This window comes from Streptomyces sp. NRRL B-24572 (assembly GCF_002156145.1).
GTDB lineage: Bacteria > Actinomycetota > Actinomycetes > Streptomycetales > Streptomycetaceae > Streptomyces > Streptomyces vietnamensis.
This window is the reverse complement of record NZ_MWIG01000264.1, coordinates 1-10894: the sequence shown is the minus strand read 5'-3', so window position 1 is coordinate 10894 and position 10894 is coordinate 1. Positions and strand designations below refer to the sequence as shown.

General features: G+C 74.5%; 9 protein-coding genes. 7 read left to right on the top strand and 2 right to left on the bottom strand.

Annotation, left to right across the window (positions count from 1 at the left end):
• On the bottom strand, positions 1–4636 hold a 4636-nt coding region (locus CCN56_RS16505), incomplete at its 3' end, for a DEAD/DEAH box helicase (RefSeq protein ID WP_086827634.1).
• A 91-nt stretch (positions 4637–4727) separates the two neighbouring features.
• Between CCN56_RS16505 and CCN56_RS16500 the strand changes: the two genes are divergently transcribed.
• Genes CCN56_RS16500 through CCN56_RS16490 form a run of 3 tightly spaced genes read left to right on the top strand, consistent with a single transcriptional unit; the run spans position 4728 to position 6685 of the window.
• Complete coding sequence (locus CCN56_RS16500; protein ID WP_086827632.1) at positions 4728–5579, top strand: AraC family transcriptional regulator; 852 nt, start codon at positions 4728–4730, stop codon at positions 5577–5579.
• Positions 5580–5633: 54 nt separating this feature from the next.
• Complete coding sequence (locus tag CCN56_RS16495; protein ID WP_086827631.1) at positions 5634–6380, top strand: AzlC family ABC transporter permease; 747 nt, start codon at positions 5634–5636, stop codon at positions 6378–6380.
• Positions 6377–6685 (top strand): AzlD domain-containing protein, encoded by a 309-nt coding sequence (locus tag CCN56_RS16490; RefSeq protein ID WP_041131559.1) that lies wholly within the window; start codon positions 6377–6379, stop codon positions 6683–6685. The genes CCN56_RS16495 and CCN56_RS16490 overlap by 4 nt, the downstream gene beginning before the upstream one ends.
• Before the next feature lie 151 nt (positions 6686–6836).
• Here CCN56_RS16490 and CCN56_RS16485 read toward each other — a convergent pair whose 3' ends face one another.
• Positions 6837–7766 (bottom strand): hypothetical protein, encoded by a 930-nt coding sequence (locus CCN56_RS16485; RefSeq protein ID WP_086827629.1) that lies wholly within the window; start codon positions 7764–7766, stop codon positions 6837–6839.
• A 79-nt stretch (positions 7767–7845) separates the two neighbouring features.
• On the opposite strand from CCN56_RS16485, the gene CCN56_RS16480 reads away from it, so the two are divergent.
• From CCN56_RS16480 to CCN56_RS16465, 4 genes are all read left to right on the top strand, one after another.
• A complete protein-coding gene (locus CCN56_RS16480) occupies positions 7846–8040 on the top strand; it encodes a DUF3046 domain-containing protein (RefSeq protein ID WP_086827627.1) in 195 nt (64 codons plus the stop codon).
• 268 nt (positions 8041–8308) lie between these two features.
• Entirely contained in the window at positions 8309–9439 is a 1131-nt protein-coding gene (locus tag CCN56_RS16475) for an AI-2E family transporter (RefSeq protein WP_086827636.1), read from the top strand.
• Between the two features lie 155 nt (positions 9440–9594).
• Complete coding sequence (locus tag CCN56_RS16470; RefSeq protein WP_086827625.1) at positions 9595–10380, top strand: SGNH/GDSL hydrolase family protein; 786 nt, start codon at positions 9595–9597, stop codon at positions 10378–10380.
• 42 nt (positions 10381–10422) lie between these two features.
• On the top strand, positions 10423–10894 hold a 472-nt coding region (locus CCN56_RS16465; protein ID WP_373412860.1), incomplete at its 3' end, for an alpha/beta fold hydrolase.

Here is a 10894-nt window from a genome sequence, read left to right as displayed (position 1 = left end):
GGGGGGACGTCAGGGACGGCGTGCCGTTGATGCGTTCCACCGTGACCGTGCCCAGGGACCCTGCCCGCGCCGACGCCGCCAGCGCCTCCGCCGCCGCCCCCAGACCCGCGTCCTCCGGGTCCGTCGGCCAGGAGAGGACCGTCTTGCCGCCGCGCTCCACGTAGAGCGTGAGCTCGCCGTCGACCAGGACCACCATCGCGCCCGCCTTGCGGCCCGGCTTGTGACCGGCGCCGGTCGGGGACTCGGGCCAGGGGAGGGCCGCGCCGTAGGCGTTCGCGGGGTCGGCCGCCGCCAGGACCAGCGCGCGCGGGCCCGCCGCGGCCTCCGCACCTCGGTCGCGTGCCGTCGCCGCCGCCCGCAGCCGGTCCACCGCCCCGTCCATCGCGAACTGGGCCGCGCCCAGCCCCTCCACGACGTAGCCGCGCCGGGCCTGCCCGCTGTCCTCGAAGGCCGCCAGGATCCGGTACGTGGCCGAGAAACCGCCCTCCACGCCCTCGGCCGCCACCGCGCCCCGGGTGACCACGCCGTGCCGGTCAAGGAGCGTGCGGGCCAGGGCGTGCGCCCGGTGCGTCGGCTCCGGTTCGGGAGGCGGAAGGAGGGACCAGCGGCCCGAGACCGTCGGCGGGCCGGTGCGGGACGCAGGACGGGCCGCGGTGGTCAGCGTGCCGTACCGCCCGCGCGGGACCGTGCGCCGCGCGCGGTGCGCGGTGGAGCCCGCCGTGCGGCCCGAACCGAGGAGCGCACGCAACGGGGCCAGGGTGTCGTTGGTGAGCCGGCCCGACCAGGCCAGGTCCCAGAGGGCGTCGGCGAGCTGCGGATCGGTGGCGTCCGGGTGGGTGGTGGCCCGGATCTGGTCGGCGATCTGCCGGAAGAACAGGCCGTATCCGCCGGAGAGGGCCGTGAGCGTCGATTCGTGCAGGGCGGTCAGCTCCAGGGGGTGCGCCGGCGGGAGGAGCAGCGGGGCCGCGTCCGCCAGGTAGAGGGAGACCCAGCCGTCCTTGCCCGGGAGCGAGCCCGCGCCCGCCCAGACGACCTCGCCGGTCGTCGTCAGCTCGTCGAGGAGCGCTGGGGAGTAGTCGCGGACCCTGGACGGCAGGATCAGTTTCTCCAAAGCCGAGGCCGGGACCGGCGCGCCTTGGAGCTGCTCGATCGCGCGCGCGAGGCCGTCGATGCCGCGCAGGCTGTTGCCGCCCAGGTGCTGCCACTGCGGCAGGAAGGTGGCGAGGGCCGCCGGGGGCACCGGTTCCAGCTCCTGGCGCAGGGCCGCCAGGGAGCGGCGCCGCAGCCTGCGGAGGACGGTCGAGTCGCACCACTCCTGGCCGATCCCCGAGGGGTGGAACTCGCCCTGGACCACTCGGCCCGAGGCCGCCAGGCGCTGGAGGGCGCCGTCGGTGACGGCCGCACCGAGGCCGAAGCGGGCGGCGGCCTGGGAGGAGGTGAAAGGGCCGTGCGTGCGCGCGTACCGCGCGAGCAGGTCGCCCAGCGGGTCCTTGACCGGTTCGGTGAAGGCCTCGGGCACGCCGACCGGCAGGGCCGTGCCCAGGGCGTCCCGGAGCCGGCCCGCGTCCTCGATCGCCGCCCAGTGGTCCCGGCCGCCGATCCGCACCCGGATCGCGCGGCGGGCCGCCTCCAGCTCGGGTGCCAAGGCGGACGAGGCGCCGCGCTCGGCCAGCTCCGCGTCGGTCAGCGGGCCGAGGACCCGCAGCAGGTCGGCGACGCCCTCCACGTCCTTGATCCGGCGGTCCTCGGCCAGCCACTGGAGCTCTCGCTCCAGCTCCGTCAGGACCTCGGGGTCGAGGAGCTCGCGCAGCTCCGCCTGGCCGAGGAGCTCCGCGAGCAGCCGGGAGTCCAGGGAGAGCGCGGCCGCCCGCCGCTCGGCGAGCGGTGAGTCGCCCTCGTACAGGAACTGCGCCACGTAACCGAAGAGCAGCGAGCGGGCGAAGGGGGAGGGCTCGGGGGTGGTGACCTCGACGAGGCGGACGCGGCGGGACTCGATGTCCCCCATCAGCTCTTCGAGGCCCGGGAGGTCGAAGACGTCCTGGAGGCACTCGCGGACGGCCTCCAGGACGATCGGGAACGAGCCGAACTCGCTCGCCACCTGGAGGAGCTGGGCCGCGCGCTGCCGCTGCTGCCACAGCGGGGTGCGCTTGCCCGGGTTGCGCTTGGGCAGCAGCAGGGCGCGGGCGGCGCACTCGCGGAAGCGGGAGGCGAACAGCGCGGAGCCGCCCACCTGGTCGGTGACGATCTGCCCGATCTCGCCCTTGTCGAAGAGGGTGTCGGCCGCGCCGACGGGCGCCTTGTCCGCGTCGTACGTCGTGTCCAGGTGGCGGTCCGGGTCGACCGGCTCGTGGTCGAGGAGGTCCAGGCCCATGTCCAGGCCCATCAGGTCGGCGTCCGGCAGGCGCAGCACGATGCCGTCGTCCGCGTGCATCACCTGCGCGTCCATGCCGTAGCGCTCGGCGAGCCGCGCGCCGAGCGCCAGCGCCCACGGGGCGTGCACCTGCGCCCCGAACGGGGAGTGGATGACGACCCGCCAGTCCCCGAGTTCGTCGCGGAAGCGCTCGACCAGGATCGTCCGGTCGTCCGGCACGTGGCCGCAGGCCTCGCGCTGCTCCCCGAGGTACGCGAGGACGTTCTCCGCGGCCCAGGCGTCCAGGCCCGCGGCGAGCAGCCGCAGGCGCGCGTCCTCGTCCCCGAGGGCGCCGACCTCGCGGAGGAACGCGCCCACCGCCCGCCCCAGTTCGAGCGGGCGGCCCAGCTGGTCGCCCTTCCAGAACGGCAGCCGGCCCGGGACGCCGGGCGCGGGGGAGACGAGCACCCGGTCCCGGGTGATGTCCTCGATCCGCCAGGAGGTGGTGCCGAGCGTGAAGACGTCGCCGACCCGCGACTCGTACACCATCTCCTCGTCGAGTTCTCCGACCCGTCGCCCACCACCACCCTTGCCGGAAGCGCCATGCGCTGCCCCTTCTGTCGGGCCCCCGCCCTTCTCGGGGTCCGAGCCCGCCAGGAAGACGCCGAACAGGCCCCGGTCGGGGATCGTGCCGCCCGAGGTGACGGCGAGCCGCTGCGCGCCCGGCCGACCCGTGACCGTCCCGGCGACCCGGTCCCAGACCACGCGCGGGCGCAGCTCGGCGAAGGCGTCCGAGGGATAGCGGCCGGCCAGCATGTCCAGTACGCCGGTGAACGCCGACTCCGGCAGCGACGAGAACGGGGCCGCGCGGCGCACCACCGCGAGCAGGTCGTCCACCTGCCAGGTGTCGAGCGCGACCATCGCGACCAGCTGCTGCGCGAGGACGTCCAGCGGATTGGCGGGGATCCGCATCGACTCGATCGCCCCCGAGCGCATCCGCTCGGTGACCACGGCCGCCTGCACCAGGTCGCCCCGGTACTTCGGGAAGACCACGCCCGTGGAGACCGCTCCCACCTGGTGGCCCGCGCGGCCCACGCGCTGGAGCCCCGAGGCCACGGAGGGCGGCGACTCGACCTGCACCACCAGGTCCACCGCGCCCATGTCGATGCCCAGCTCCAGGCTTGAGGTGGCCACCACGGCGGGCAGCCGGCCCGCCTTCAGGTCCTCCTCCACCTGGGCGCGCTGCTCCTTCGACACCGAGCCGTGGTGGGCCCGGGCGAGCAGCGGCGGGGCGCCCTGCGCCGCCCCCGACTGGGCCATGACCTGGGCCGGAGGAGCCCCTTCGGGCAGGGGCTCGCCGGTCGCCCGCTCGTACGCGATCTCGTTGAGCCGGTTGCACAGGCGCTCGGCGAGCCGGCGGGAGTTCGCGAAGACGATCGTGGAGCGATGGGCCTGGACGAGGTCGGCGATCCGCTCCTCGACGTGCGGCCAGATCGACGGCTTGTCCCCGCCGTCCTTGCCCTCGGAGGCCGGGGAGCCGCCCAGCTCGCCCATGTCCTCGACGGGCACGACGACGGAGAGGTCGAACTCCTTGCCCGACGGCGGTTGCACGATCTCCACGGCCCGCCCCGGGGAGAGATAGCGGGCCACCTCGTCGACCGGGCGGACCGTGGCCGACAGGCCGATCCGGCGCGCCGGGCGGGGCAGCAGCTCGTCGAGCCGTTCCAGGGAGAGGGCCAGGTGCGCGCCCCGCTTCGTGCCCGCGACCGCGTGGACCTCGTCGAGGATGACCGTCTCCACGCCCGTCAGGGCCTCGCGCGTGGCGGAGGTCAGCATCAGGAACAGGGACTCGGGGGTGGTGATCAGGATGTCCGGCGGCCGGGTCGCGAGCGCCCGGCGCTCGGCCGCCGGGGTGTCCCCGGACCGGATCCCGACCCGGACGTCCGGCTCGGGCAGGCCGAGCCGCACCGACTCCTGCCGGATGCCGGTCAATGGCGAGCGCAGGTTCCGCTCGACGTCCACGGCGAGGGCCTTCAGCGGCGACACGTACAGCACGCGGCAGCGCTTCTTCGCCTCGGCCGGCGGAGGCGAGGCCGCGAGCCGGTCCAGGGAGGCGAGGAACGCGGCGAGGGTCTTGCCCGAGCCGGTCGGCGCGACGACGAGCACGTCGGAGCCCGCGCCGATGGCCTTCCAGGCGCCCTCCTGCGCCGCCGTGGGCGCGGCGAAGGCCCCGGTGAACCAACCGCGGGTCGCGGGGGAGAACGAGTCGAGCGCGGACCTGACCATGTCCCCCATCGTGCACCCGACCACTGACAACCGTGCGGACCTGGGGGAATCCCGATCGTCGCGGGGCGCCGGCGGGGCGCAGAATGGGGGGATGGCGAGGGACGGTGCGAGCGGGGAGGAGCGGGCGCGGTACTGGCAGTACGCCGAGCTGCCCGGGGTCGACCTGCTGCACGCCCACTACATCCGCAAGGCCTTCGCCCGGCACACCCACGAGTCCTTCGTCTTCGCCGCGATCACCGAGGGCGTCGAGGCCTTCCACTACCGCGACGAGCTCGTCCACGCCGGGCCCGGACAGATCGCTCTCGTCAACCCGGACACCCCGCACACCGGGCACGCGGGCGTGCCCGAGGGCTGGACCTACCGGACGATCTACCCCGACGCGGAGATCGTCCGGTCGATCGCCGCCGACACCCTCGCCCTGCGCGGCGAGGCCGGCTTCGCCTCGCCCGTCGTCGACGACCCGTACGCCGCGCAGCTCGTCGTCGGCGTCCACCGGGCCGCGGAGGAGGGCAACGCGCTCGCCGCGGACAGCCTCCTGCGCCTGGTCACCGCCCGGCTCCTGCGTAGCCACGGAGGGCTGGTCACCCCGCTCCCGCCCCGCTCGGCGGGCGCCCGGGACGCGGCACGCGCGCGTGAGGTCCTGGAGGCAGGGATGGCCGAGCCGCCGACCCTGGAGCGGCTCGCCGCCGACCTGGGCACCAGCCCGTTCGCCCTGCTCCGCGCCTTCCGCAAGGCGTACGGGATGCCTCCGCACACCTGGCTCACCGACGCGCGCGTACGACGGGCCAGGCAGCTCCTCGACGCGGGGACGCCCCCGGCGGAGGCGGCCGCCGCCGTCGGCTTCACCGACCAGTCGCACCTCAGCCGGCACTTCACCCGCAGCGTCGGGGTGCCGCCGGGCGCGTACCAACGCGCGCGGGGAGCCGGACGGCGGGCTCCGTAGTCGCCGCAAGAACGTACAAGACCGGGGCCGCAGCAGCCCCGTAACGTCCCTGACGTGGCAGAACAGACAGCACCAGCACCTCCCGTCATACGCGACGGCACCCCCGCCAAGCCCGACGCGGCCGTCGTCCGCGACGCGCTCGGCGTCGGCGTCGCCGTCGGGCTCTCCGGCTTCGCCTTCGGCGTGACCTCGGCGGGCTCCGGCCTCAGCCTCCTCCAGACCTGCCTCCTCAGCCTGCTCGTCTTCACCGGCGCCTCGCAGTTCGCCCTGGTCGGAGCGCTCGCCGCGGGAGGCAACCCCTTCACGGCCGCCGCCGGCGCCTTCTTCCTGGGCACCCGCAACGCCTTCTACGGGCTGCGGCTCTCCCAGCTCCTCGCCCTGCCGAAGGCCGTCAGGCCCTTCGCCGCGCACTGGGTGATCGACGAGACCACGGCCGTCGCGCTCGCCCAGCCGTCCCGCCGGGCCGTCCGGATCGGCTTCACGGTCACCGGGCTCACCCTGTACGTCCTGTGGAACCTGACCACCTTCCTCGGAGCGCTCGGTGCCGAGGCGATCGGCGACACCGCGGCCTGGGGGCTCGACGCCGCCGGACCCGCCGTCTTCCTGGCCCTGCTCGCCCCCATGCTGAAGTCCGCGACCGAGCGCGCCACCGCCGGGATCGCCGTCCTGCTCGGTCTCGGGCTGCTGCCCGTCCTGCCCGCCGGCGTCCCGGTCCTCGCCGCCGCCCTCGCCGCACCCGCCGTGCTCTGGGCCCAGGGCCGGCGCACGGCCTCCACCGGAGGAGAGAAGGACTCCCGATGAACGTCTGGATCGCGATCGCCCTCACCGCCGCCGGGTGCTACCTCGTCAAGCTGATCGGCCTGCTCGTGCCCGCCGGAGCGCTGGAACGCCCGCTCGTCAAGCGGCTCGCAGCCCTGCTCCCCGTCGCGCTGCTCGCCGCGCTCACCGCCCAGCAGACCTTCAGCGCCGGCCACGACCTGGTCCTGGACGCCCGGGCCGCCGGGCTCGCCGCGGCCGCCGTCGCGCTCGTCCTGCGCGCGCCGTTCCTGGTCGTCGTGGGCGCCGCCGTCGCCGTCACGGCGGGGGTACGGGCCCTGGGCTGGTGACGGCGACGGCGGGAACGGCGACGGCAGGGGTCGTACGGGGCCGGTGAGCGGGCGCCCGGGGCCCGTCTCCGTACGAGCCCCGGTCCGTCTCCGTACGAGCCCCGGTCCGTTCCGTAGAAGGCCTCGGTCCGTCCCCGTGCGGGGCCCCCGGTCAGCCGATGGCGCGGCCGTGCGCCCGCAGGGTGCGCAGTGCCTCGATGGTGACGATGGGGCGCCACTCCAGGGCCGAGCCGGGCGCCCAGGCGCGCCAGCGGATCGGCCAGCCGCCGTCCTCCTGCTGGTCGGCTTCGAGCCGGTCGAGCGAGCGGGCCATCTCCTTGTCCGTGAACCAGCGTGCGGCCAGCGAGTCCGGCACGCGCGCGTAGTCGTGCGGATAGTGGTGCTCGCCGGGCGCGTAGCCGTCCGAGACCGGGTAGTCCTCCGACCGGTCGGGGTCCAGGACGGCGAGCCGCTGCTCACGGACGAGCCGGCCGAGCCGGTCGGCGGCCGCTTCCGCGCGCGGGCGGTCGGGGGCCCCGTCAAGGAAGGCGACGGCCGCCTGGACCTCGTACGGATGGGACGTCTCCAGCGACTCCACGGCCGACCAGCAGAACTCGGTGGCCCGGAACAGCCACGCGTGCCACACCTGGTTGCGGTGCAGCACGCCGACCACCGGACCGGTCGAGAGCAGCGCGCTCGGCGGGGAGTCGACGACCGGGACGAAGGGCGCCGACGGGTAGCCGCGCTGGGACGGGTGGATCGCCGGGAGCGCCCCGTCGTGCGTGGACACCTCCGTGAGGTAGCGGCAGATCCGTTCCACGCGCAGTCCGCCGCAGCGGCCGATGGAGTCCAGGACCCGCAGCCCGTGCGCGGTGTGCAGGGGCTGGCTCACGGGGCCGCGCAGATCCGGTTCGAGCGCGTGTCCGTAGCCGCCGTCCTCGTTGAGGTACGCCATGAGGGCCGTCTCGACCTGGTCCGCGCCACCGCGCAGGAAGTGGTAGGCGAACCGGCGCTGTTCGAGGACGCGGGCCGTCAGCCAGACGAAGCGCTCGGCGCGTGCCCGGGGAGTCGAGGGCGGGGTGGAGAGGGGATTTTCGGCCATGCTCCGACCGTAGGGCGGAAAAGCGCGGTGACAAGGCCTGCGGAGCGGGCTGCACTCTTGGGAGCGGGATACTGGGGTCATGCGGTTGACGATTTTCTGGGAACGGATGGCCGACCACTTCGGTGCGTCCTACGCCGAGTCCTTCGCGAGCGACCATGTGATGGCGGAGCTCGGGGGCCGGACGGTACGGGGGGCGTTGGACGCCGGCTGGGAGGCGAAGGACGTGTGGCGTGCCGTCTGCGCGGCCGTCGACGTACCGGCCGACAAGCGGTGACCGGAAGGCGAACCGCGGGGTGACCGGAGGGGATGTGAGGGGTCCCGGGTGGAATGTCCGTGCGGTGCGCGAGACTGGCGGGGTGGCCCCGACTGACGACACCGAGAAGACCGAACCGAACGATGCGCCCGACGTACCCGATGTGACCGACGCGACGGCTTCCCGGGCCCCGGGCCCGATCGGAGGAGCCGGACCCGGAGCCGAAGGGAGTGCCGTGGCCGCCCCGTCGGCGGACGCCGTGGCCGGCCCGGCAGCCGGGCCCGCTCGGATGCCGCGCTGGCTGCCCCGTGCGCTGGTGCTCGCCCTCGCGCTCTACGCCGTCTTCCAGCTCGGCAACTGGGCCTTCCACCAGCTTGTCGGCCTCCTCGTCAACATCCTGCTCGCCTTCTTCCTCGCCCTCGCCATCGAGCCGGCGGTCGGTCGCATGGCGGCGCGCGGAATGCGCCGCGGCCTCGCCACCTTCCTCGTCTTCTTCGCGGTGACGGTCTTCGGCGTCGGCTTCGTCGTCCTCCTCGGCTCGATGCTGGCCGGTCAGATCGTGGACATGGTCGAGAACTTCCCGAAGTACCTCGACTCGCTGATCAACTGGAGCAACCAGAACTTCCACACGGACCTGTCGCGCGTCGAGGTCCAGGACAGCGTGCTGAGCTCCGACTGGCTGCAGAAGTACGTGCAGAACAGCGCGTCCGGCGTCCTCGACGTCTCCGCCACCGTCCTCGGCGGACTCTTCCGGCTGCTCACGATCTTCCTGTTCTCGTTCTACTTCGCGGCCGACGGGCCCCGGCTGCGGCGCGCGCTCTGCTCCGTCCTGCCGCCGGCCCGGCAGACCGAGGTCCTGCGCGCGTGGGAGATCGCCGTCGACAAGACCGGCGGCTACCTCTACTCGCGCGGTCTGATGGCCCTCATCTCGGGCATCGCGCACTTCGTGCTCTTCGAGATCCTGGGCGTGCCGTACGCCCCGGCGCTCGCCGTGTGGGTCGGCCTGGTCTCGCAGTTCATCCCGACCATCGGCACCTATCTGGCCGGTGCCCTGCCGATGCTGATCGCCTTCACGGTCAACCCCTGGTACGCGCTGTGGGTGCTCGGCTTCGTCGTGGTCTACCAGCAGTTCGAGAACTACATGCTGCAGCCGAAGCTCACCTCGAAGACCGTCGACATCCACCCGGCGGTGGCCTTCGGCTCGGTCATCGCGGGCACGGCGCTGCTCGGGGCCGTCGGCGCGCTGATCGCCATTCCGGCCGTCGCCACCCTCCAGGCCTTCCTGGGGGCGTACGTGAAGCGGTACGACGTGACGGACGACCCGCGCGTCCACGGCCACCGGAGGTACGGCGAAGCGGTCGTGGCCCGGCTGCAGAAGGCCCTGCACCACAAGAAGGAGCCCCCGCAGGAGGAGTCCTGACCCTTCGGCCGGTCAGAGGCACGAAGGGGCGCACCGGCAGGCCGAGCACGGTTCCCCGCCCTGTTGATCGAAGCGGCCCTGCCAATCGAGTCGACTAGTCAAAAAAGTGAATATGGTGGAGGGTGGTGCGCAGGTGGTCGAGGAAGGCGGAGCCCATGTCGGACGGCACGTTTCTGCGGTACGTCGCCCTGGGGGACAGCCAGACGGAAGGGCTCGGTGACGGGGACGACACGGTCGGGCTGCGGGGATGGGCGGACCGGCTCGCGGAGCTGCTCGCCCGCGAGCACCCCGACGCGCTCTACGCCAACCTGGCCGTCCGGGGCCGCCTCGCCGGGCAGGTCCGCGCCGAGCAGCTCGGGCCCGCCCTCGCGCTCCGACCGGACCTCGCCACGGTCGTCGCCGGCGTCAACGACCTGCTGCGGCCCCGCTTCGACGTGGACGCGACGGCCGGGCACCTGGAGGCGATGTTCGCCGCGCTGACCGGGCAGGGGGCCCGCGTCGCCACCCTCACCTTCCCCGACGTCGGCCGGATCACCCCGCTCGCCCGTCCGCTCGGCCCCCGCGTCGAGGCGCTCAACGAGCGGATCCGCGCGGCCTCGCGCCGGCACGGCGTCACCGTCGTCGAGACCTCCCACCACCCCGTCGTCACCGACCCCCGGCTGTGGAGTCCCGACCGGCTGCACGCCGGTCCGGTCGGCCACGCGCGCATAGCCGCCGCCGTCGCCCACGCGCTGGCGCTGCCCGGCTCCGACGACTCCTGGACCCGTCCCCTGCCCCCGCAGGCCCTTCCCGCGGGCCTGGGCGCGGTGACCGCCGAGCTCCGCTGGGCCGGCTCCTTCCTCGGTCCCTGGCTCGGCCGGCGTCTGCGCGGTCGCTCGTCCGGCGACGACCGCCGCGCCAAGCGGCCGGAACTGCTGCCGGTGGCGACCGGCCCCCAGTAGGTTCGTGTCGCCGAAGGACGCGTCGGGAGGGGTGGTCCCGTGGTGGTCGAGACCGATCTGAAGCTGGGCGACGGGCGCGTGCTGCACGTCTACGACACCGGGGCGGGCCCCGGTGTGACCGTCTTCTGGCAGCACGGGACGCCGAACATCGGCGCGCCCCCGGAGCCGCTCCTCGCGGATTCCGCCCGGCTCGGGGTCCGCTGGGTCTCGTACGACCGCCCCGGGTACGGCGGATCGACTCCCCGGCCGGGCCGGGACGTCGCCTCGGCGGCCGACGACGTCGGGGCCGTCGCCGACGCCCTGGGGATCGACCGGTTCGCCGTCATGGGGCACTCCGGCGGCGGCCCGCACGCCCTGGCCTGTGGTGCGCTCCTGCCGGAACGGGTGCTCGCCGTGGTCGCGGTGGCGAGCCTCGCCCCCTTCGGCGCCGAGGGACTCGACTGGTTCGCGGGCATGACGGCGTCCGGCGCGGCGGGCCTGCGGGCCGCCGCCGAGGGGCGGGCGGCGAAGGAGG

Coding starts and splice junctions, on each gene's coding strand:
- CCN56_RS16500 (WP_086827632.1), top strand. CDS start 4,728: ATGGCGAGGGACGGTGCGAGCGGGGAGGAGCGGGCGCGGTACTGGCAG.
- CCN56_RS16475 (WP_086827636.1), top strand. CDS start 8,309: ATGCCGCGCTGGCTGCCCCGTGCGCTGGTGCTCGCCCTCGCGCTCTAC.
- CCN56_RS16480 (WP_086827627.1), top strand. CDS start 7,846: ATGCGGTTGACGATTTTCTGGGAACGGATGGCCGACCACTTCGGTGCG.
- CCN56_RS16470 (WP_086827625.1), top strand. CDS start 9,595: ATGTCGGACGGCACGTTTCTGCGGTACGTCGCCCTGGGGGACAGCCAG.
- CCN56_RS16490 (WP_041131559.1), top strand. CDS start 6,377: ATGAACGTCTGGATCGCGATCGCCCTCACCGCCGCCGGGTGCTACCTC.
- CCN56_RS16485 (WP_086827629.1), bottom strand. CDS start 7,766: ATGGCCGAAAATCCCCTCTCCACCCCGCCCTCGACTCCCCGGGCACGC.